The organism is Shewanella sp. VK101, from assembly GCF_056497865.1.
This window is the reverse complement of the sequence record NZ_CM151402.1, coordinates 1,537,417-1,558,922: the sequence shown is the minus strand read 5'-3', so window position 1 is coordinate 1,558,922 and position 21,506 is coordinate 1,537,417. Positions and strand designations below refer to the sequence as shown.

Annotated in this window: 16 protein-coding genes and 8 tRNA genes; 3 read left to right on the top strand and 21 right to left on the bottom strand. The window is 52.8% G+C overall.

Annotated elements, in window-relative coordinates; translation table 11 throughout:
- The first annotated feature begins 36 nt into the window (after window positions 1-36).
- Window positions 37-2,346: a toxin-antitoxin system YwqK family antitoxin gene (locus tag ACSHSR_RS07030; RefSeq protein WP_208156460.1), complete on the top strand. Its 2,310-nt coding sequence runs from the start codon at window positions 37-39 to the stop codon at window positions 2,344-2,346.
- Between the two features lie 86 nt (window positions 2,347-2,432).
- On the opposite strand, the gene ACSHSR_RS07025 is transcribed toward ACSHSR_RS07030, so the two are convergent.
- From ACSHSR_RS07025 to ACSHSR_RS07005, 5 genes are all read right to left on the bottom strand, one after another.
- Window positions 2,433-3,065, bottom strand: a complete 633-nt coding sequence (locus ACSHSR_RS07025) for a transglycosylase SLT domain-containing protein (protein ID WP_028781530.1) — start codon at window positions 3,063-3,065, stop codon at window positions 2,433-2,435.
- A 103-nt stretch (window positions 3,066-3,168) separates the two neighbouring features.
- Entirely contained in the window at window positions 3,169-3,594 is a 426-nt protein-coding gene (locus ACSHSR_RS07020; protein ID WP_044734843.1) for a hypothetical protein, read from the bottom strand.
- The gene (gene gshA, locus ACSHSR_RS07015) at window positions 3,591-5,156 is read right to left on the bottom strand and encodes a glutamate--cysteine ligase (RefSeq protein ID WP_083390399.1); all 1,566 of its coding nucleotides are present in this window, start codon (window positions 5,154-5,156) and stop codon (window positions 3,591-3,593) included. The genes ACSHSR_RS07020 and gshA overlap by 4 nt, the downstream gene beginning before the upstream one ends.
- A 299-nt stretch (window positions 5,157-5,455) precedes the next feature.
- Complete coding sequence (locus ACSHSR_RS07010; protein WP_479631372.1) at window positions 5,456-8,311, bottom strand: M16 family metallopeptidase; 2,856 nt, start codon at window positions 8,309-8,311, stop codon at window positions 5,456-5,458.
- A 38-nt stretch (window positions 8,312-8,349) separates the two neighbouring features.
- On the bottom strand, window positions 8,350-8,775 hold the full coding sequence (locus ACSHSR_RS07005) for a YqaA family protein (RefSeq protein WP_025888301.1): 426 nt from the start codon (window positions 8,773-8,775) through the stop codon (window positions 8,350-8,352).
- A 202-nt stretch (window positions 8,776-8,977) separates the two neighbouring features.
- Here ACSHSR_RS07005 and ACSHSR_RS07000 point away from each other — a divergent pair, with 202 nt between their 5' ends.
- Together ACSHSR_RS07000 and ACSHSR_RS06995 are read left to right on the top strand one after the other, a co-directional pair.
- Window positions 8,978-9,943, top strand: a complete 966-nt coding sequence (locus ACSHSR_RS07000) for a PD-(D/E)XK nuclease superfamily protein (RefSeq protein ID WP_174840027.1) — start codon at window positions 8,978-8,980, stop codon at window positions 9,941-9,943.
- Between the two features lie 49 nt (window positions 9,944-9,992).
- A complete protein-coding gene (locus ACSHSR_RS06995; protein WP_025010950.1) occupies window positions 9,993-10,160 on the top strand; it encodes a hypothetical protein in 168 nt (55 codons plus the stop codon).
- 173 nt (window positions 10,161-10,333) lie between these two features.
- Here ACSHSR_RS06995 and ACSHSR_RS06990 read toward each other — a convergent pair whose 3' ends face one another.
- The 16 genes from ACSHSR_RS06990 to recA all read right to left on the bottom strand — a co-directional run bounded on the left by ACSHSR_RS06990 (window position 10,334) and on the right by recA (window position 21,457).
- Window positions 10,334-11,467 carry a sodium ion-translocating decarboxylase subunit beta gene (locus ACSHSR_RS06990; RefSeq protein ID WP_208129509.1) on the bottom strand — a complete coding sequence of 378 codons (1,134 nt, stop codon included), beginning with the start codon at window positions 11,465-11,467 and terminating at the stop codon, window positions 10,334-10,336.
- 9 nt (window positions 11,468-11,476) lie between these two features.
- Window positions 11,477-13,276, bottom strand: a complete 1,800-nt coding sequence (gene oadA, locus ACSHSR_RS06985; protein ID WP_479631371.1) for a sodium-extruding oxaloacetate decarboxylase subunit alpha — start codon at window positions 13,274-13,276, stop codon at window positions 11,477-11,479.
- A 26-nt stretch (window positions 13,277-13,302) separates the two neighbouring features.
- Window positions 13,303-13,569, bottom strand: a complete 267-nt coding sequence (locus ACSHSR_RS06980) for an OadG family transporter subunit (protein ID WP_208138923.1) — start codon at window positions 13,567-13,569, stop codon at window positions 13,303-13,305.
- A gap of 664 nt (window positions 13,570-14,233) precedes the next feature.
- A tRNA-Arg gene (locus ACSHSR_RS06975) sits at window positions 14,234-14,310 on the bottom strand.
- Between the two features lie 46 nt (window positions 14,311-14,356).
- Window positions 14,357-14,448, bottom strand: a tRNA-Ser gene (locus tag ACSHSR_RS06970).
- An 8-nt stretch (window positions 14,449-14,456) separates the two neighbouring features.
- A tRNA-Arg gene (locus ACSHSR_RS06965) sits at window positions 14,457-14,533 on the bottom strand.
- Window positions 14,534-14,563: 30 nt separating this feature from the next.
- Window positions 14,564-14,640, bottom strand: a tRNA-Arg gene (locus ACSHSR_RS06960).
- Between the two features lie 43 nt (window positions 14,641-14,683).
- Window positions 14,684-14,760 (bottom strand) — tRNA-Arg (locus tag ACSHSR_RS06955).
- Between the two features lie 29 nt (window positions 14,761-14,789).
- Window positions 14,790-14,866 (bottom strand) — tRNA-Arg (locus ACSHSR_RS06950).
- A 31-nt stretch (window positions 14,867-14,897) separates the two neighbouring features.
- Window positions 14,898-14,974 (bottom strand) — tRNA-Arg (locus ACSHSR_RS06945).
- An 18-nt stretch (window positions 14,975-14,992) separates the two neighbouring features.
- Window positions 14,993-15,084 (bottom strand) — tRNA-Ser (locus tag ACSHSR_RS06940).
- A gap of 204 nt (window positions 15,085-15,288) precedes the next feature.
- The gene (gene csrA / locus ACSHSR_RS06935) at window positions 15,289-15,486 is read right to left on the bottom strand and encodes a carbon storage regulator CsrA (protein WP_025011666.1); all 198 of its coding nucleotides are present in this window, start codon (window positions 15,484-15,486) and stop codon (window positions 15,289-15,291) included.
- A 116-nt stretch (window positions 15,487-15,602) separates the two neighbouring features.
- On the bottom strand, window positions 15,603-16,841 hold the full coding sequence (locus tag ACSHSR_RS06930; RefSeq protein ID WP_044734850.1) for an aspartate kinase: 1,239 nt from the start codon (window positions 16,839-16,841) through the stop codon (window positions 15,603-15,605).
- A 22-nt stretch (window positions 16,842-16,863) separates the two neighbouring features.
- Complete coding sequence (gene alaS / locus ACSHSR_RS06925) at window positions 16,864-19,488, bottom strand: alanine--tRNA ligase (protein ID WP_044734851.1); 2,625 nt, start codon at window positions 19,486-19,488, stop codon at window positions 16,864-16,866.
- A gap of 461 nt (window positions 19,489-19,949) precedes the next feature.
- Window positions 19,950-20,381: a regulatory protein RecX gene (locus ACSHSR_RS06920; RefSeq protein WP_307877519.1), complete on the bottom strand. Its 432-nt coding sequence runs from the start codon at window positions 20,379-20,381 to the stop codon at window positions 19,950-19,952.
- An 11-nt stretch (window positions 20,382-20,392) separates the two neighbouring features.
- Window positions 20,393-21,457: a recombinase RecA gene (recA, locus tag ACSHSR_RS06915; RefSeq protein WP_025011663.1), complete on the bottom strand. Its 1,065-nt coding sequence runs from the start codon at window positions 21,455-21,457 to the stop codon at window positions 20,393-20,395.
- Window positions 21,458-21,506 lie beyond the last annotated feature (49 nt).

Genomic DNA, 21,506 nt, shown 5'->3' with positions numbered 1-21,506 from the left:
TGACGGGATTGCTGCAGTAGGTGACAAGGAGAACCGATGCACAAACAGCTCATAATTATGGCGGCGCTGGCCGCAAGCACTCTACCCGTGCTGCAACAGGCGCAGGCGGCACAAAACCTCTCTTCCTTAATGGTGGAAGTTCGCCAGCAGGATGGTATCCCCCATTATTACAATCTGGCCAGTGGTATGCCCCTCAATGGTGAAATATCCATCGTCCGGGACAATCAAGGCTATACCCTGGCGGAGTTCTCCCAGGGCGTGCCCAATGGGCGCTGGCAGGTATTTCACTCCAACAATGCCAAATTGATTGAGGGCCAATATTTCCAGGGCTATCAAAATGGCAGTTGGCGCATGTATGACATCAGCGGCCAGATGACCGAATTGCAGGTGTTCAACAAGGGCGTGCCGGAAGGGGAATGGCAAACCTTCGACACTAAAGGCCGTCTCAGTGAAAGCGTCTTCTACCGCGACGGTAACAAAGAGCAGGTCAAGCGTTTCTACGCCAGTGGTAAACTCAAGGCCAGCGAAACCTATACCGACAACCTGCGCCATGGTCAGTGGCAGAGCTTCTATGAAAACGGCACCCTGGCCCAAAGCCAGCAATACGCCAACAACCAACTGTCAGGCGACTATCTGGAGCAAAACGCCCAGGGGGTAATCAAGGTCAAGGGCAAATTCGATGCCAATGGCCAACGTCAGGGCGTCTGGCAGAGCTTTTTTGATGATGGCAGCAAAGAGAGTGAGATAAGCTTCAGTGCCGGCGAGCGGGACGGCGAAAGCCTGAAATATCACCCAAGCGGCGAACTGGCAGTCAAATGTGCTTACCGCGCGGGTAAGCGCCAGGGCCAATGTCAGACGTTTGACGACAAAGGGATACTGCTGGGCAATGAGCATTTCAGTGACGGCGAAAGAGATGGCACCCAGGAGTACTTCAACAGTGAAGGCAAGCTGGTCATAGAACAGCACTACAAAAACGGCCTGCAAACCGGTGTACAGAAGCGTTTTCACCCCAATGGCCAGTTGGCTGAGCTGGAAACCTTCCACGACAGCCAATTGAGTGACAACGGTCAATATCCCCGCCATGGCAAGTATGAGCGTTTCGATATCGACGGCAAGCCACTGGAGAAGTCCCAGTTTGCCATGGGCCTGCTGGATGGTTTGCATCAGCGTTTCAGCGCCGGTGTTTTACAAGAGTCCAGCCAATGGCAGCAGGGTGAGCGTCACGGCGACTTTATCCGTTACTTCCCGAACGGTAAAAAACGCAGCCTGAACCAATACCAGCACGACAAGCAAACCGGAAAATCCATCCGCTACTTTGAAGATGGCACTGTGCAGGAGCAGGGCGATGTCATTGAAGGCAAGTGGGTCGGCAAATATGAGAGCTTCTACGACAATGGCAAGCCCAGGGAGTTGGCCCACTATGCCAAAGACAAGGCCGCCAAGGATTATCGTTATCCGCTCGATGGTGCCTTCAAGCGCTGGTACGCCAACGGCGATCCCAATGAGGAAGGCGCATATCTCAACGGCGACAAGGACGGGCTCTGGATTCAGTATCGCGAAGGGGTCAAGAGCCGGGAGCAGACCTTTGTCAAAGGCAAACTCAATGGCAAATATGCCGAGTATTACCATGGCCGCCGCCGGGTTACTGGGGAATACCTGGACAATAAGAAGACAGGTACCTGGATAGACTACCGCTACGAAGAGGACGATCCTACCTTCGGCACCATCCCAGAAGGCAATATCAGGATCAAGAGCCTGTGGCAACAGGGTAAGTTACATGGTGCACGCGAGCACTACAGCTTCAAGGGCATCCTTTATCGCAAGGAAACCTATGACAATGGCGATAAGACCGGCAGCTATAGCGAATACTATGTCGACAATGGGCAGCAGAAACTGGCCGGTGAGTTGTTAAAAGGGGCCAAAACCGGCCAGTGGCAAAGCTGGTTTGAAGATGGCATGCTCGCCGCCAGTCAGGAATTCAAGGACGATGTACTGCACGGCAAATCTGAGCAGTACTACAGTAACGGCCAGTTAAAACAGCAGGCCAACTACTGGCAGGGAAAACTCGATGGCAAACTGAGCCAGTACTTCCAAAATGGCAAACCACAGAGCCATGAGCAGTGGGTCAAGGGCCAGAAAGAGGGTGAAGCCAGTTACTTCCACAACAACGGCAAGCTGGCCGAGAAAGGCACCTTCCTCAGGGACAGAAAAGAGGGGCTGTGGCAGACTTTCTGGACCAATGGCGAGAAGCGTACCGAAGGCAGCTATATCAGCAATCGTGAATCCGGCGACTGGAACTTCTACGACCAGTTCGGCAAGCTGATAAAGACAGAACACCACGGCTGATAAAACGGCTGGCTCATCTGTAGAGAACCCAAAAAGCGCACCTTAAGGGTGCGCTTTTACCGAGGAACAGCTTAGTTTCCCCTTCCCTAGCCAAAGAACAAACGCCAGAGCCAAGAGGCGTCCAGGTCTTCCTTGCACTGATTATATTGCGCCGCATAACGGCGGGAACGATTGTCCACCTTGTCGGCCACCCTTACCAACCAGGCCTTGCTGCGGTAACTGCCGCGTTTGTAGCCGCCCCAGCCTTCGTGATAATTGAGATACTGGTTGCGGGCATCCCACTTGGACACACCATTGATCTTATGGCTCTTGTAGATAAACCAGCCCATAAAATCCATTGCATCATCAAAATCGCTGCGACTGGCCCAGCTGTTGCCGGTCTCACGCACATAATCATCCCAGGTCATGGTCTTGGCCTGGGCATAACCATAAGCATCACTGGCGCGTCCTATGGGAATGATCCACAAGAAATACTCCATAGGTGGCGCCGCATTATGCTTGAAGGAGCTCTCCTGATACATCATGGCCAAGGGCACATGCACGGGAACGCCCCACTTTTCACGGGCATCCTTGGCAGCGTTGTACCAAGATCTGTGCTCTTTGAAGATGGAACAGATATTGTCGGGCTCTTTGGGAGGTGAAGTGGCGCAGCCACCCAAAAACAGGGAGGCGGAAACAGCAAGCGCCGGGGCAAATTTGGATAGAAACTGTCGCTTCACGAAAATCTCACGGCTTTCAAAGGCCAGGCCTTTGGTTGAACTTGGACTCAGTGTCGCCCGAGTCAAACATCAAATGCAACCTGAGCCTCTGAAAAAGTGAGCTTTATTGCGGCTCCGGCAGCTCGCATTCATGAACTTCCTGCTGCCAGACCACAGGTTCCCAGTAACCGGTATCCTTGCCGGTATAGCGCCTGTCGGTATTGAACTTGGCCGCCAGGTGATAACGTTGCCCGGCTTCCACCAGCAACTTCAGCTCCTTGGGCGTGCGGGCCGACAATCGCACTTTGAGCTCAGGTGAATCTATCAGCTCAGAGACGGTAAAGCTGTGTTCACCCGGTGGCAACTGATAGTTGGGTTTGGAAATCACGGGTTGGCCATCGAGATGGGTGACCACCAAGCGATAAAACTGCTGCTCCCGATCCGGCTCCAGATAACCTGAAACCGTACCACATTCGCGCCCGGGCTCGGGAGCACTGGCGCAGGCCGATAGCAACAGGGCTGCGGCCGAGATTAACAACAAAGACTTCACTGACTGACTGCTTCCTTGGCTGGTTCATCGGCAAAGTACTGAACCAGAAAATCATCAAAATTCAAACGATCAGCGGCTTCCATCTGCAACTGACTCTCGATTGAGGCCTGGGCTTCGGCTTCAAAGGAAGCCAGCGCTGCGGCACTCAGCGGATAATTCAGCAGCTGCTGCTGATACTCTTTCGCCAATGCCATCACCCAGGCGCCGTGATCCAGCCCCTTGTCTGCCAGAGTCTTCATCACCTGCCCTGACAGCGTCTCATTCGGGTCGATAACGGCTTGATGCCACTTGGCCAGTGCCAGCTGATACTGGTCATCATCCTTTCCATCGAGCAGCGTGGCCAACTGCTGCAGCTCGGCAAACAGTGCCAGCATCCACTGCTCACGCGCCACAGGCTCGCCATTTTGGCTCAGCATTAAGCCGGGCTTACGCCCTTCCAACACCACGGCCTTGAGGTTGGCAGCTATCTCCTGCTCACCTGTGCTATCGGTCGTCGCCGATGGACTCAACAAACAATGAAGCAGGAACAGATCCAGGAAGCGCACCTGAGAGGCCTCTATGCCTATGGCACTGAAGGGGTTTACATCCAACGCCCGCACTTCGATATATTCCACCCCGGCGCGTGCCAGTGCCTCGGAAGGCTTTTCACCGCTGCGGGTCACCCGCTTGGCGCGAATGGGGGCATAAAACTCATTTTCTATCTGCAACACATTGGCGTTGAGCTGGCGATATTCGCCATCAACCTTCACCCCTATGTTGGCAAAGTTGTCCGAAGGCATCTTGATGGCGGCGCGGATCCCCTTGAGATAATCCGCCAGCGAGTTATAGCTGATACTGAGCCGCTCCTGCTCCTTGTTGGTGTAACCCAGGTCACTCATTCTCAGTGAGGTGGCCCAAGGCAGATACAGGGTGCCGCGGCCCATCTTTTCAAAATCCAGTTCTGTCTGCTGCTCTTTGATGAAAGAGCCGCACAGCGCCGGTGAAGCGCCAAACAGATAAGGCAACACCCACACCAAGCGGCGGTAGTTGCGGATAAGGCCAAAGTAGCGCTCGGAGATAAAGTCACAGCGGGAAACCGACTTGTCGCTCTGGGCATAGAGCAGATCCCAAAGCTCGTCAGAAACCGAGAAGTTAAAGTGCACTCCTGAGATGATCTGCATCAAAGCGCCGTATCTGTAGGTCAGGCCCTTGCGATAGAGGGTCTTCATCCGCCCTGAGTTGGAGCTGCCGTATTGGGCGATGGGAATATCCTTCTCGTCGCCAACATAACAAGGCATGCTCACGGGCCAAAGCTTTTGTCCTTTAAGCTGATTGAGGGTAAAGGCATGAGTCTCGGTGAGACCGGTCAGCAGCTCATCTATGCTGTGGGTAACAGGCGTTATGAACTCGAGCAACGCCTCACTGTAATCGGTAGTGATCCTCGAGTGGGTCAGGGCCGAGCCCAAGGTTTTGGGATGACCATCCATAGCCAGGTGCCCGCTGGCATCAATTCTCAAGGCTTCTCGCTCAATCCCACGGCGCATATCCTTGAGTGCGGCGCGTCCTTCGGCTCCTTTGAGCATTGCGACAGATTCGGTAAATGACTTCAAATTCTTTTTCTCTGCTTGGCGGCCTAGGCCTTTATCTGGCCAATAGACCCGGGCATACCTGCTCCGCTTTCATCTCTTGGTGATTCATCACCAAAAGGCACAGGACTGCTCTGTGTGACTGCTGCCCAAAATAAAGCCTAAGCGGCCTTTCAGGCAAGTGTAATTTAAAAGAGACAGGCGGTGATGCTCCTTGAAGCATCACCGCCTTGCATAGTGGCAAGCGAGTCGTAACCCGCCGCGGTTAAGATCAATATGGGGTCAAAGTGGCCGTTTTACAAGGGCAGATTGATCACTGAATAACCCATTGCCTTAATCCCGGGCTCGATAAGATTTTTATCCCCGACCACCAATATTTGCATGCTGGCAGGATCCAACCATTCTTTAGCCAGCTCATTGAGCTTATCAAGACTGGTTTGGTTAATAATCTCATCCTGACGGGCAGTAAAATCATCGCTCAGACCGTACTTCTGAATCATTCGGATAAAGCCGGCCTTTTGGTAAGGCGTTTCATAATCCAGTGCTTTACCCTGCGAAATTGAGGCCCGCATAAAGCTAAGCTCTTGTGTCGTCATCCCCTTATCATGATAAGCCTTGAGCTCCTTGATAAACTCGGCCAGCGCCTTGTCGGTGACATCACTGCGAACGCTGGCGCCCGCTTTGAAGTAGCCCTGCTCAATACCACCACTGAAGAAGCTGCGGGCACCATAGGTGTAGCCCTTGTCTTCCCTGAGATTAAGATTGATGCGGCTGTTGAAGGCGCCGCCCAAGGGATAGTTCATCAGGTAAGCCTTAAAGAAGTCGCCCGTGGCATCGTAAGGCAGGGCGCGCTTTCCTATGCTGATAACCGACTGGGCTGCTCCCGGCTTATCGATAAGGAACACCACACCGGGTTTACCCTCGGGCATCTCACCCAAGGTCGGCAGAGACACAGCCTGGCCGCCCCAAGGCTCCAATCCTTTTAGCTTGCCGATTAGCTGCTCGCGGGGCAGATCGGTTACCGCCACCAGTTGAGCGTTGCCGGCACGATACTGCTCCTTATAGAAAGCCTTGATATCATCAAGCGTCAGTTGGCTGACACTCTCAAGCGTACCGTTATCATTGACACCGAGACTGGTTTGGCTGCCAAACAGCAACTTGCTGAAACCCTCTTCGGCCAGATAGTTGGGATCCGAGGCCAGATGTTGCAGGCTCTGCAACTGTTGCTGTTTTACCCGCTCGAAATCGGTTTCCTTGAAGCCTGGCTCAAACAGTCTTTCTTCGACTATTGCCAGGGTCTTATCCAGATTTTCAGTCAAGGCCGAGATCCGGATGCTGCTTTGATAGCCGCTACTGTCAAACACCACAGAAGATCCCAGCAGCTCCAGCGCCTGGGCCAGTTCTTCACTGCTGCGTTTGGCGCTGGACTCATTGAGCATGGCCGCCGTCAAACCGGCGAGCCCGGCCTTTTCCACTGGCACCAGTCTGTGACCGCCGTTGAGGTAGATGACCAGCTCGGTAGTAGGCGTTTCATGGCTTTCAGTGCCCATGACACTGATACCGTTGTTCAACTGGGCAGACCAAAGCTTGGGCACCTGCATGGAGGGCGCCTTGCCGGCAGCGGGGATCTTACTGCGATCGAAACTACTGTTGGCACTTACGGCCTCCTGCAACCCGGCAACGGCGTTGGCGGCAACCCTTGGCTCAGGCGGGGTAAAGTTATCGGCCTTGGCCACCAGCGCCTTGGCGCCCATGGGCACCACACTCATCACCACGCTGGGCTTATCCTTGATGTAACGCTTGAATACCCGCATCACATCTTCTTTGGTCACTGCATCATAGCGGGCCAAATCTTTGGCTATCTGATTGGGATCACCGGCGAATGTCTGGTTATAGGCCAGGTTGGACACCTTGCCCGAGACACTCTGCAGCGAGAAGATGCTGTCGGCGCGGAACTGCACCTTGACCTTCTGCAGATCTTCATCTGTGACGCCCCGCTGTTCAAATTCGGCAATCGATTCGCGGATCTTGGCCTCTATCGGCGCCAGTGCTCCGCCCTTGGCCGGATTGGCCAAGGCGTAGATGGACATTTGACAGGCCAGCTCCTGGCAAGGATGACTGACCCCGGCCTGCACCGCATAACCATCTTTCACCAGATTCTTGTAAACCAGCGAGGTCTTGCCGCCGCCGAGAATATTGGCCAGCAGATCCAGCGCGGCCTCATCCTGATGACGGGCATAAACGGTTGGGAAAGCAATACGGATGAGTGGCAGATGGACATTGTCTTCCATCGAGATATAGCGGCTCTTGTCCAGCGTTACCAAAGGTTTGGCATCGGTCGCCACCTTAGGCCCCTTGGGAATATCGCCAAAGTACTTGCTGACCCAGGCCAGCGTCTGCGCGGTATCTATATCACCGCCTATGGTCAGGGTGGCATTGTTGGGGCCGTACCAGCGTTGGAAGAAATGTCTTACATCATCAGACGTGGCGCGATCGAGATCCTCCGGCCAACCTATAACAGGCCAGGAATAAGGATGACCGGCGGGATAAAACGCCTGATTGAAGCGTTCATTCATCCGCCCATAAGGACGGTTATCGATACGCTGGGCCCGTTCGTTTTTCACGGTTTCCCGCTGCACTTCAAATTTCTTATCGGTCAGGGCCGGAAGCAGATAGCCCATACGGTCCGACTCCAACCAAAGCATTTTTTCCAACTGATTACTGGGAACAGTTTCGAAATAGTTGGTGCGGTCAGTGTTGGTGGTGCCATTCAAGGTGCCGCCTGCTTCGGTGACTATCTTGAAATGCTGTTCATCGGCCACATGCTCGGAGCCCTGGAACATCATGTGTTCAAACAGATGGGCAAAACCACTGCGCCCCGCCTGCTCTCTGGCCGAGCCCACATGATAAGTTACATCCACATGTACCAGAGGATCAGAATTGTCCTGATGCAGTATCACTGTCAGGCCGTTGGCCAAGCGATACTTGCTGTAAGGGATACCGACTTCACCGGCCTTGGGGGTGACCGACTCGATGAGAGTCACTCCTGCCGGCAGTTGTACCGAGGAAACCTCAGCCAATCCTGTGTCGGTCTGCACTGAGCAACCCGCCAATGCGGCCGAAATCGCCGCTGCCAATAACCATTTCTTCAAAACGTTACTCCTTCAACCAGAGACTGAAACCCAATAACTCATTGCAGCCACTCTAAAGCCAACAACACAATTATCAAATAGCGCAGGCCCTTGCCTGTCAAAATCATCAGAGTGGATTTTGTAAGAGGAAGTTTCATCCAACCTGCTAAAAGGCACAGAATATCACCGATCAGCGGCACCCAGGAAAGTAACAAGGCCCAATAACCGTAGCGGTTGAGCAGCGCCAGCGCATGCTTGTGGCGACCGCTGTCGAGTTGCTCGGGCGTGACCGCCTTGCGCCCCAAAAGCCCAAGTAGATAGCTGCTCAAGGCCCCCAAGGTGTTACCTATAGTGGCGCTAAGCAGCAATGACAATGCCATCTCCGGCTGTTTGTCCAGCAAAGCCAGCAACAAGACTTCCGAGCCTCCAGGCAGCAATGTCGCCGCCAAAAAAGCGCCGCTGAACATCAGCCAGAGTTCCCACATAAGATACCTTCCTGCATACTGCCTGAATCAAAGGCCCGTCCAGGCAAGTTCAAAGATAAATAGTTTTTAGCGCTGAAAGATATAAGAAAACAATGTCATTGCCCAGCTAAGTCTCAAGAGTTTAAATCATACAATCGCGATAGAAAGCCACAAAACCAGGGGTTAAAACCAGCCCTTAAATGGACAAGGAAAGGAGTCATAAATGCAGGAGCTGAACTTTATTCAATCTGTTCAGGAGCGGGATATTGATTTGATGTTGCTGGAGGAGTGCCACACTTCAATGGCCTTCTGCAATTGGTTGGTTTCCCGGGTATATGAATTCCCCCACTCCGTAGAGTTTATCGGCGCCTGGCATTCTGTCATTCACAATCAATACGGTGAGTCGGATCTCGTGGTGATTTTCAAGGCCAATGACGGCTCCCATCAAGCCATTCTTATCGAAAACAAGATAGATGCAACGCCACAACAGCAACAAGGGTTAAGGTATCGCTACCGCGGCGAACATGGGATAGAACAGGGCTATTGGGTCGATTTTCGCACCTGTCTGTTGGCTCCGCAAAAATACCTGGCATCCAACAATGAGCCCTATGATAAAACCATCGCCTATGAGGAACTCATGGCGTACTTTGTCGCCCAAGGGGCATGGTACCGGGCACGGCTTATGGCCGAGAGCATCAACAAGCAAAGACGTGGATACCTTCCCAGCATTAGCCCCGAAGTCACAGAGTTTGCCAGGTGTTATCTTGAGTTTGCGAAAAGACATCACCCGGAGTTGAACCCGGAAACACCCAAAAACCGCGCCGCCGGACATTCCTGGCTGCATTTCTACCCGCTACTGCCCAATAAGCAAATCCGCATCGTTCATCAATTGGCAGGAAGCCTGGTCAAAATCATGTTTCTGGGAGCAGCCGAGCAGCTTGATATACTCACGCAAGCCTTCGGTGCTTATGCAAGCACAGGACTCATGATCAAACGCTCCGGCAAGTCTGTCGTGATGGAACTGCCTACGCCGCCCATTGACCCTTTTAAAGACAAATTCGAAGATGTCCAACCGCAAGTGCAACAATCCATTGCCCAAGCCAAGAAACTGAGACAGATGTTAATTCAGGTGCTGGCGGATAAAGGAATTGCAGCGAGCAATATTCAAGCATCTGACTGGTACTCTTGAAGAACCCCGGTCTATGATTAAGCCATATCTCTTTGAATAGTGAGCAATCATGGCCCGTCTTTTGTTTCTACCTATTATCCTTTCCCTGTTCTGGATAGCGTTTTTACACTTCAACAATGTCCCTTTGGCGCAGGGGAAACGCGGTTTTATTTGGATAATAGGCGTCAGTGGTGCCTTGATTGCCCTGCTGTCACTGGCCATCTGGCTGACGGCCTAAGCTTTTGATATGAGCCTTTGAAATGAATGCTTGAATCGACTCAGAGTGTACCAAAACCCGCGCGTTGCAGATTGCCCTCCAGCAAACCTTAAAACCGATAACCGGCGCGGCACACTGGCTACGCCGGTTATTTTTGAACGTCATGGCTCTCAGCGATTCAGCGCGCAAAGCGCTCAGTTCCCCAATACCGCCAGCAGAATACCGGCAGCGACCGCACTGCCCAGCACCCCGGCCACATTGGGGCCCATGGCGTGCATCAACAGGAAGTTTTGCTGATTGGCCTCTAGCCCCACCTTATTCACCACCCTGGCGGCCATGGGAACGGCCGAGACCCCGGCGGCACCAATCAAGGGGTTGACCTTGCCACCACTGAGTTTACACATGAGCTTGGCCATCAAGACCCCGGCAGCGGTGCCAATGCTGAAAGCCACCGCCCCGAGCAGCAAGATCCCCAATGTCTCGACCCGAAGAAACTGCTCGGCCGAGAGCTTGGAACCAACCGCCAATCCGAGGAAGATAGTGACGATATTGATAAGTTCGTTCTGCGCCGTGTTGGAAAGTCTATCCACCACCCCGGATTCGCGCATCAGGTTTCCGAGACAGAACATGCCCACCAAGGGGGTCGCCGTCGGCAAAAACAATATGGTCATTCCCAGCACCATAAGGGGGAAGATGATCTTCTCCTTCTTGCTGACTTCCCGCAGCTGTTCCATCTTGATCTGCCGCTCGGCTTCCGTGGTCAAGGCCCGCATGATGGGAGGCTGAATGAGCGGCACCAAGGCCATGTAGGAGTACGCGGCCACCGCAATGGCTCCCAGCAAATCAGGCGCCAGTTTGGAGGCGAGGAAAATGGCCGTCGGACCATCGGCGCCGCCTATGATGGCGATGGCACCGGCATCTTGCATACTGAACTCAAACCCGGGTACAAGGTTCAAGGCTATCGCACCAATCAGGGTGGCAAAAATCCCGAACTGAGCAGCCGCGCCCAGCAATAGCGTCTTGGGGTTGGCTATCAGGGCACCGAAATCTGTCATGGCGCCGACCCCCATAAAGATCAGCAGCGGAAAAACCCCGGTATCTATCCCCACGTGATAAACATAGTAGAGCAGCCCATTTTCCTCGGTAAAACCTGCATTGGGGATATTGGCCAGAATGGCGCCGAAGCCGATGGGAAGCAGCAGCAAAGGCTCAAACTTGCGTATTATTGCCAGATACAACAGCAAGGCACCGACCAACATCATCAAGGCCTGTGGCCAGGTAAAATGCGCTATTCCCGTCTCAGACCAAAAAGCGAGTAAACCGTCCATCATCGCTCCTTAGGCCAGTGCCAGCAACTTGGTACCGACGCTGACGGCATCACCTTCCTTGACCAGGATGCGGCTGACTACACCATCGGCCTGAGCCCGGATCTCAGTTTCCATCTTCATCGCCTCGAGTATGATAACGACATCACCGGCGCGAACGCTGTCTCCGGCAGCCACCTGTACCTTGAAGATATTGCCGGAAAGCGGCGCACTCATCTCCAGTTCCGGCCCAGAGGCAACAGCAGGAGCCTGCACAGGAGCAGCCTGCGGCTCTGCCACCGGCAAAGGCGCTACCTGACTGATATCACCGCCCTCACTGACCTGCACCACAAAGCGCTGGCCCTGCACATCCACGGTATAAACCTCCGGCTGACGCCCACCGGTGGCAGCCTTGGTTTGAGTTGTTTGTGACAGAGGAGCTTCCAATTCTGGCTTGGGTTCAAATGCCGCTGGATTGCCACGGTTCTTAATAAACTGCAGGCCGATTTGCGGGAACAGCGCATGAGTCAGCACATCATCGTCGCGCTCTTCGCTGAGGCTCAAACCTTGCGCCAACGCTTTTTCGGCCAGTTCGGCCCGCAGATGTTCAAGCTCAGGCGCGAGCAGATCGGCCGGGCGGCAACTGACAGGCTCGGCCCCCTGCAACACCCGCTGTTGCAATTCACTGTTCACCTTGGCCGGGGTGGCGCCATATTCGCCCTTGAGTACACCTTCCGTCTCCTTGGTCAGCGACTTATAGCGCTCGCCCATGAGCACATTGATTACCGCCTGAGTACCGACAATCTGGGAGGTGGGAGTCACCAGTGGAATAAAACCCAGATCTTCCCGCACTCTTGGGATCTCCTCGAGCACCAGATCCAGCTTGTCCTCGGCGCCCTGCTCTCTGAGCTGGTTTTCCATATTGGTCAGCATGCCACCCGGCACTTGAGCTCGCAGGATACGTGAATCTATGCCTTTTAGTGCCCCTTCAAAACGGGCATATTTTTTTCTGACTTCACGGAAATAGGCGGCAATCTCCTCCAGCAGCGTCAAGTCATAGCCTGTTGCCCTATCGGTATCTTCAACCATGGCAACCAAGGTTTCGGTGGCACTGTGACCATAGGTTTGGCTCATGGAAGAAATGGCAGTATCCAGAACATCAATACCTGCCTCAATCGCCTTTTGATAGGTTGCGGTTGATAACCCTGTAGTGGCATGGCACTGCATGGTGATCAAGAGATCGGTTTCCGACTTCAAGCGGCTTATTAGCTCAAATGCCTCCATCGGCTTGAGCAAACCGGCCATGTCCTTGATACAGAGTGAATGGCAGCCCATATCTTCCAATTGCTTGGCCATGGTCAACCAGGTTTGCAGTGTATGTACGGGGCTTGTGGTGTAAGAAATTGTGCCCTGGGCATGAGCGCCAACATCAATCACGGCTTTCAGCGCGGCTTGCAAGTTGCGCACATCATTCATGGCATCGAACACCCGGAATACATCGACCCCGCTGTCATGGGCGCGCTCCACAAACCGGGTCACCAAGTCGTCACTGTAATGGCGATAACCCAGCAGATTTTGCCCTCTCAATAACATCTGCTGCGGGGTGTTGGGCATGGCTTGTTTCAGCGCCCGGATCCGCTCCCAGGGATCTTCACCCAGATAACGGATACAGGCATCAAAGGTTGCACCGCCCCAGGACTCCAGGGACCAAAAGCCGACACTGTCCAACTTGGATGCAATCGGCAACATATCTTCGATACGCATTCTGGTTGCCAACAATGACTGGTGGGCATCCCGCAGGACAACGTCGGTTAATGCTAAAGCTTTACTCATCTTTTTTATCCATCAGATTGCGGCAATTAAGCCTGTTTTCGGTATTGGTGAATGGCACAACTAATGGCTGCCAGCTGTTGCGGCGTTGGTGCACCTGTCTGGGCGACGACTGCGGATTGTGCCTTGGCCCTTTCCTGAGTTTGGTTCTTATCCTCCAAGCTGGGTTTAGGTGCCAAATAATGGGCCGATATCCGGATCCCCAAGATCAGCAGCCCCAAGAACAGATAAACCAGCCCCATACCAAGCAGCATAATCCCCACAGCTTCCACGAGTTGCTCAGAAAGCGACATCATATCTTCCTCATTTTGTTAATGGCACGGCAGGCCTTTCCATGTCTAAGTCTGGTCTGAGATGACAGAACATGGCACCCCAGCCGGACAATAATGGTAAATATGCGAAAAAAGGCGATTTTCAATCACTGCTTGTTTTAGCCTAACAGGCCAAGTTGCACCTAACCATGTGACTTAGGTCAAAAGCGATAACCAATCTATAACAAAAAACCTTCCTCAATGTAAATTGGTCATACCAAAACAAATCAATAAAACCTCATAGAGAATGATGATTCATAAATATTTATTTAATATTTTTGATGAAAAACCAAAACTCAAACCAAAATGAAGGGAAGATGATATCGCGAATGCCGGCAAGGGTGGCAAGTTTCAACATAGGGGACTTGTGAATACAAATGGTTTTAAAGCCTTTCCCGGATGTGTTCGCCATAAGCGATAAAATTGTCTTAAATTCGGGGGAAAGGTCATATGAAGAGCAAAGCATGGTACTTGATGATGAAAATAGGTTCTCTATCCAGAACTTGTTACATCCCGGACTTTCAGTGGACCTGTGTCTCTGTATCAAGCTTACGGATAAGGCACGGTGGATAGCTAGGAAATTGCAGGCGAGTAAGAAACAGATAGCAAAACGCCCCGCTATTGCGGGGCGTCTTACTTCTTTGCTATTTGGCGCGCATGGAAGGAGTCGAACCTCCGACCGCCTGGTTCGTAGCCAGGTACTCTATCCAGCTGAGCTACATGCGCTTAATCCGGAACTCAGAAAGCTTGGCTCTCAGAGTATAGTAAAGAATGGCGGAGAAGGAGGGATTCGAACCCTCGATGGGAGATAAAGCCCATACTCCCTTAGCAGGGGAGCGCCTTCGGCCACTCGGCCACCTCTCCGCATAAATTGGTGCGCATGGAAGGAGTCGAACCTCCGACCGCCTGGTTCGTAGCCAGGTACTCTATCCAGCTGAGCTACATGCGCTTAAATCTATTGCGTACATTACTTGATATCTGGTGCGCATGGAAGGAGTCGAACCTCCGACCGCCTGGTTCGTAGCCAGGTACTCTATCCAGCTGAGCTACATGCGCTTTCAGATAATCAATTTTTCTTAGCAGCCTTTAAGGTTCCAGATGGTGCGCATGGAAGGAGTCGAACCTCCGACCGCCTGGTTCGTAGCCAGGTACTCTATCCAGCTGAGCTACATGCGCTTGATCATCTTGAAAAACTAAAGCAGAAGTGGCGCGCATGGAAGGAGTCGAACCTCCGACCGCCTGGTTCGTAGCCAGGTACTCTATCCAGCTGAGCTACATGCGCGAATTGTATTCTTTACTGCTAAAACGGAAAATGGTGCGCATGGAAGGAGTCGAACCTCCGACCGCCTGGTTCGTAGCCAGGTACTCTATCCAGCTGAGCTACATGCGCATATTTTACGTTAAGAAATGGCGGAGAAGGAGGGATTCGAACCCTCGATGGGAGATAAAGCCCATACTCCCTTAGCAGGGGAGCGCCTTCGGCCACTCGGCCACCTCTCCGTTTTCTTGGCGCACATATTACTGTTTGAAGAAAATAAGTCAAACCCTTTTTCCGAAACCTTTTCCGTTTGTCCTGTTTTTAATCACCTGACCTAAATAACGCGCAAATCCTGTGCTATCAAGGGTTTTCCGGCTCCAGAAAATAAAAAAGCCAGTTTAAAAACTGACTCTTCTATTCCTGACGGAGGTTCACTTTATGTCGCCTCAGAAGTTACCACCTTCAGAAGGTGTTCCTGTTTTCTCAGACTGAATACGCTGATAAATCTCTTCACGGTGCACAGAAACTTCTTTGGGTGCATTCACACCTATACGTACCTGATTCCCCTTCACACCCAGCACTGTCACTGTGACCTCGTCACCAATCATCAGTGTTTCGCCAACACGACGAGTCAAAATCAGCATTCGATTGCTCCTCTAGTTTCCATATCTTCTACACACGGCGCTCATCCGTCGTAACCATTATTATAAGGTGAGCTTAGTACAAATTAATAGTATTCAATACTAAATCCGTTGTTTAATTACACCTTATTTAGTTCAAAAGCGTGATGTAACACCCGAACTGCCCTGTGTAAATCCGATTCATCTATTACCACTGACAGCTTTATCTCTGATGTTGCCATCAACTTAACATGAATTCCTTCATTCCCCAAGATATCAAACACCTTGGCGGTTGCCTCGGCCCTGCGATGCACGCCGGCACCTATTACAGACACTTTTGCCAGGGCTTTTTCAAACACCAATGGGCCAAACGATGTTCCAAGTTCCGGTTCATCGAGCGCCTTTAACGCCCAAGGGAGCCTGCTGGCATCCAAGGTAAAGCTGACGCTGTCATCTGTACCCGCCTTGGTCACCAGATCCACTTCCACACCATTTTCGGCCAGCAGTGAAAATACTGCCGCAAAGGGGTCCGGTGAATCGTCGGTGCGACTCAGACTCAGCATCGCCTGCCCTTTACTGCAAGCGATACCCGCTACTTGATTACTCTTGTCTTCACAGGCATCGAAACGGATCAGGGTGCCACTGCCAGGTTCAAAGCTGGAAAGCACCCGCAAGGGAACCCGAAAGCGCTCGGCATAAGAGACTGAATCCGGGTGCAACACCTTGGCTCCCAACCGAGCCATCTCCAGCATCTCTTCGAAACTGATGGCATCAAGCTTTTGTGCGCTCGGTTCAATATTGGGATCTGTGGTATAGACACCAGCCACATCGGTAAAAATTTGACATTCCTGCGCCTTGAGCGCGGCAGCCAATGCCACAGCAGTGGTATCCGAGCCTCCGCGCCCAAGAGTGGTCACTTCCCCGAATTGATCCCGACCCTGGAAGCCGGCCACTATCGGGATAATTCCCTGGGCCAGCAATTCCAGCAGATACTGAACGTCAACTCGTTCGATACTGGCACGGCCAAACTGGCTATTGGTGTGGATTTGCACCTGGGCGGCATTGAGCGACTTGGCCTTGACGCCACGTTTTGCCAACGCCATCGCCATCAGCGCAATACTCACCTGCTCGCCGGTGGAGACCAGCATGTCCATCTCCCGCGCCGATGCATCGGGGTCAATCTGCCCCGCCAGTGCAAACAAACGGTTGGTTTCACCAGCCATGGCAGAGAGCACCAACACCTGATGCTCGCCGCTCAATTGAGCTTTGGCAATCTGCTCGGCAATCACCTCGATACGCTCAATGGAGCCTACCGAGGTGCCGCCGAACTTTTTGACATACAGTCGCTCGTTACTGCCTGAACGTACTTCTTGTGTCACATAGACCTCGTTGGTGGCGAAATTATGCCAGACGTTCAGTCAGCCAAGGCGTTACCGATGCCAATGCCTGAGGCAAGTTGGCAACTTCACTACCACCAGCCTGAGCCATATCGGGACGGCCACCGCCCTTGCCACCAACCTGCGCAGCCACCATGGCCACCAATTCACCGGCCTTCACCTTAGCGGTCAAGTCTTTAGTTACCCCGGCGATAAGGTTTACTTTGTCGCCATGAGCCAGACCCAGCACCACTATGCCAGATTGCAGCTTCTGCTTGAGCTCGTCCTGCAGACCACGCAGAGAGCCAGGGTCAATGCCTTCGACCTGTTTCACCAACACCTTGACTCCGGCAATCTCTTGCGCATCGGAAATCATATCGGCACTGGCCGCGGCGGCCAGTTTGTCTTTGAGTTGAGCAATCTCTTTTTCCAGTTGGCGGCTACGCTCCAACTGCGCCTTAAGCTTGGCTACCACTGAGTAACTGTCTGCTTTCAGCAAGTTAGCAGCATCACTCAACTCTTGCTGTTGCTCGGCGACGAAGGCCATGGCAGCAGCACCTGTGACTGCTTCAATACGGCGAATACCGGCGGCGATACCGCCTTCGGAAGTGATCTTGAACAGACCTATGTCACCGGTGCGGCCCACATGGGTACCACCACAAAGCTCAATAGAAAAGTCTCCCATGGTCACAACCCGAACCTGGGCGTCGTATTTCTCACCGAACAAGGCCATGGCGCCCTTGGCTTTGGCCTGCTCTATGTCCATCTCAGCCGTTTTCAGCTCGTGGTTACGACGGATCTGGGTATTGACCATCTCCTCAACCGCCTTGAGCTCTTCAGGCTTAACCGCTTCAAAGTGAGAGAAGTCGAAACGCAGACGCTCGGGCTCCACCAATGAACCTTTCTGGGTCACATGCTCACCCAATACTTGACGCAGCGCGGCGTGCAGCAGGTGAGTCACTGAGTGATTCAGTTGGGTGCGATGGCGCAGTTTCTTATCGACTTGCGCAAGCAACTCCTGACCCAGAGTCAGTTTGCCTTGGCTCAGTTGGCCGATATGACCTGTGGCCTGGGCATACTTTTGGGTGTCGCTCACCTCAAACAGCAAACCTTCGGCTGTCAGTTGGCCCTTATCGCCTACCTGGCCGCCTGACTCGCCATAAAATGGAGTCTTGTCCAGCACAATAACCGCTTGCTGACCGGCATCCAGAGTGTCGACCGCCTGACCATCGACATAGATGCCGATAACCTTGCCATTGCCGCTGAGTTCACTGTAACCGCAGAACTCACTGTCGGCATCAATCTTCAGCCCGGCGTTGTAATCGGCACCAAACTGACCGGCGGCCTGAGCCCGGCTACGCTGCTCGGCCATCGCCGCATCAAAACCATCTTCATCGACCTTGATATTACGCTCGCGGCAAACATCGGCGGTCAAATCCATAGGGAAACCATAGGTATCGTAGAGCTTGAATACGGTTTCACCATCCAAGGTATCGCCTTTAAGCTCAGACAAAGCAGCATCCAAAATACCCAGACCACGCTCAAGTGTACGGGCAAACTGTTCTTCTTCGGCTTTCAGCGCCTTTTCCACTATGCTCTGAGTCGCCTTAAGACCCTTGGCAGCATCGCCCATCACGTCAATAAGTGTAGGTACCAGCTTGTAGAAGAAGGTGTCTGTGGCGCCCAGTTTGTTACCGTGACGCACGGCGCGGCGGATGATACGCCGCAGTACATAACCCCGGCCTTCATTGGACGGCATCACACCATCGGCAATAAGGAAGGCGCAAGAGCGAATGTGGTCGGCGATAACCCGCAGGGATTTGTTTTCCAGATCTGTCACGCCGATGATCTCGGCCGTTTTGGCAATCAGAGTGCGGAACACGTCAATTTCATAGTTGGAATGCACGCCTTGCATAATGGCGGCAATACGCTCTATACCCATACCTGTATCGACTGAAGGCTTGGGCAGAGGCTCCATCACACCATCGGCCTGACGGTTGTACTGCATGAAGACTATGTTCCAGATCTCAATGAATCTGTCACCATCCTCTTCCGGTGTACCTGGGCGGCCACCAGGAATGTGAGCACCGTGGTCATAGAAGATTTCAGTACAAGGACCACAAGGGCCTGTATCGCCCATCTGCCAGAAGTTATCTGAAGCATAAGGTGCGCCCTTGTTGTCGCCGATACGGATAATGTCCTCGGCGGGAACCCCTATCTGCTTGTTCCAGATATCAAAGGCTTCATCGTCAGATTGATAAACGGTAACGCACAGACGTTCCTTGGGCAGCTTGAGCTCTTCAGTCAAAAAGGTCCAGGCAAAACGAATGGCATCTTCTTTGAAGTAATCACCGAAGCTAAAGTTACCCAGCATCTCAAAGAAGGTGTGGTGACGGGCCGTATAACCCACGTTATCCAGGTCGTTATGTTTACCACCGGCGCGAACACAACGCTGCGAAGTGGTAGCGCGGCTGTAGCTGCGCTTGTCCATACCGAGGAATACATCTTTAAACTGGTTCATCCCGGCGTTGGTGAACAACAAAGTGGGGTCATTGCCTGGCACCAGTGAACTGCTGTCGACTACCTGATGGCCATTCTTGCGGAAAAACTCCAGGAAAGCACTTCTGAGTGCTGCTGTGGTTTGGTACATAAATCGTCCTGAGTTGCTTAAGCCTGAATAATGTATAAAAAGTGGTCTAAAGGCGTGCGTCGCCCGGCCACTCAAGCGCTCTTTTGCCAAGCATTATAAGCATGCAGCGCCAGAATACCAATTAGATTGCGCAGGGTATGACGCCTGATACAGCCAAGGTACAGAGAGCGTTAGCGGCATAAGCCGAAACCCAATAACCTGAGTCAGCACATACCATTTGCCATAGGCGCGGAATCACTCAGGGGATGGAGCCTTGAAGGCTACGGCAAGTTTTCACGGGACAGATAACGTCAGCTAAAAGCGCCAGAACGGAGTGTTAACAGCTGAGTGTTACTTTGGCGTGCAAACAACGACTGCAACTCAAGGGAAGTGAATGCTGGGGTTTATAAAACAAGGTCAGGTTTGGACGCTTTGGGAATGGCGCTTAGTTGTGGAAGGGGCAATTGTGATAGAGGGAAAAGTCAGTCGTAAGGGTCATATTCAAGGGCGTATGCCACTTGATCATAACTAAAGCCCTGCCCCATCAAGTGACGAATTCGACGAGCTTTTTCTTTCATATCATCTGCGGGACTATCGCCGAATTTTTTCAGCGCGCGCGTGCGGGCTAAGGCAAACCAGTCACAATCACTGGCATCCAAAACCTGCTCAATACATTGTTTATTTAAGCCCTTTTGCATCAGTGCCTGACGCACTTTCCCCGGGCCGTGGGCCTTGGCAATATGGCTGCGCAGCAAGGCTGCCGCGAAACGCTGATCATCGATAAAACCTTTGGCTTCCAGACCATCCAAAGTCTGTTCAACTTCCGGCGACTCAAAGCCCTTGTCCAGCAAGCGGCTCTTGAGTTGCTCGCGGCCATAGTCGCGGCGCGCCAATAGCGCGACCGCAACATCCATTACCGACTGGCTCAGAAGACTTCTCCGGTTTCCAGATCGACATTGCCTTCACCTGTCTCGGCGCTGGCAGGAGCAGCTTCAGCTTTGCTGAGCAGTTTAGCACGCAGTGCCGCTTCGATTTCGGCTGCCACTTCGGGATTTTCCTTGAGGAACTTACCGGCATTGGCGCGGCCTTGACCTATCTTGTCACCTTTGTAGCTGTACCAGGCGCCGGATTTTTCCACCAGCTTGTGGGCTACGCCCAGGTCAACCAACTCACCGGTACGGTTGATCCCCTGACCATAAAGAATTTGGAAATCGGCTTGTTTGAAGGGGGCGGCAATCTTGTTCTTAACCACTTTAACCCGAGTTTCGTTACCAACAACCTCGTCACCCTCTTTGATAGCGCCGGTACGGCGGATATCGAGACGAACGGAAGCGTAGAACTTAAGGGCGTTACCACCAGTGGTGGTTTCAGGGTTACCGAACATGACCCCAATCTTCATCCGGATCTGGTTGATGAAGATAAGCAGAGTGTTGGACTGCTTGAGGTTACCGGCCAGCTTACGCATTGCCTGGCTCATCATACGGGCCGCCAGCCCCATGTGGGAATCACCGATTTCACCTTCGATTTCAGCCTTGGGCGTCAGCGCCGCCACTGAGTCAACAATGATGACATCGACGGCGCCACTGCGAGTCAGCGCATCACAGATTTCCAGCGCCTGTTCACCTGTATCTGGCTGAGAACACAGGAGGTTATCGATATCCACGCCCAGCTTCTTGGCGTAGATAGGATCCAGTGCGTGTTCAGCATCGATAAAGGCACACACTTTGCCTTCACGCTGCGCTGCGGCAATCACTTCCAGTGTCAGGGTTGTTTTACCAGAAGATTCAGGACCATAGATCTCAACGATACGGCCCATTGGCAGACCGCCGGCCCCCAGAGCCACGTCCAGAGAAAGCGAACCGGTAGAGATGGTTTCGACATCCATGGTTCTGTCTTCACCCAGCTTCATGATAGAACCTTTACCGAACTGCTTCTCTATCTGTCCCAGAACCGCGTTCAGCGCCTTCTCTTTGTTTGGATCTATTTTCATTCCTGTTCCCTCTTGATTGCGGCGCAATGCGCCGCCTGAAATCTATGTT

Bases quoted from the DNA above. Each gene is read 5' to 3' on its own strand.
- ACSHSR_RS07030 (WP_208156460.1), top strand. From the start codon at position 37: ATGCACAAACAGCTCATAATTATGGCGGCGCTGGCCGCAAGCACTCTA.
- gshA (WP_083390399.1), bottom strand. From the start codon at position 5,156: ATGCTCAAAGGAGCCGAAGGACGCGCCGCACTCAAGGATATGCGCCGT.
- ACSHSR_RS07005 (WP_025888301.1), bottom strand. From the start codon at position 8,775: ATGTGGGAACTCTGGCTGATGTTCAGCGGCGCTTTTTTGGCGGCGACA.
- ACSHSR_RS07000 (WP_174840027.1), top strand. From the start codon at position 8,978: ATGCAGGAGCTGAACTTTATTCAATCTGTTCAGGAGCGGGATATTGAT.
- ACSHSR_RS06995 (WP_025010950.1), top strand. From the start codon at position 9,993: ATGGCCCGTCTTTTGTTTCTACCTATTATCCTTTCCCTGTTCTGGATA.
- ACSHSR_RS06990 (WP_208129509.1), bottom strand. From the start codon at position 11,467: ATGGACGGTTTACTCGCTTTTTGGTCTGAGACGGGAATAGCGCATTTT.
- oadA (WP_479631371.1), bottom strand. From the start codon at position 13,276: ATGAGTAAAGCTTTAGCATTAACCGACGTTGTCCTGCGGGATGCCCAC.
- ACSHSR_RS06980 (WP_208138923.1), bottom strand. From the start codon at position 13,569: ATGATGTCGCTTTCTGAGCAACTCGTGGAAGCTGTGGGGATTATGCTG.
- csrA (WP_025011666.1), bottom strand. From the start codon at position 15,486: ATGCTGATTTTGACTCGTCGTGTTGGCGAAACACTGATGATTGGTGAC.
- alaS (WP_044734851.1), bottom strand. From the start codon at position 19,488: ATGTACCAAACCACAGCAGCACTCAGAAGTGCTTTCCTGGAGTTTTTC.
- ACSHSR_RS06920 (WP_307877519.1), bottom strand. From the start codon at position 20,381: ATGGATGTTGCGGTCGCGCTATTGGCGCGCCGCGACTATGGCCGCGAG.
- recA (WP_025011663.1), bottom strand. From the start codon at position 21,457: ATGAAAATAGATCCAAACAAAGAGAAGGCGCTGAACGCGGTTCTGGGA.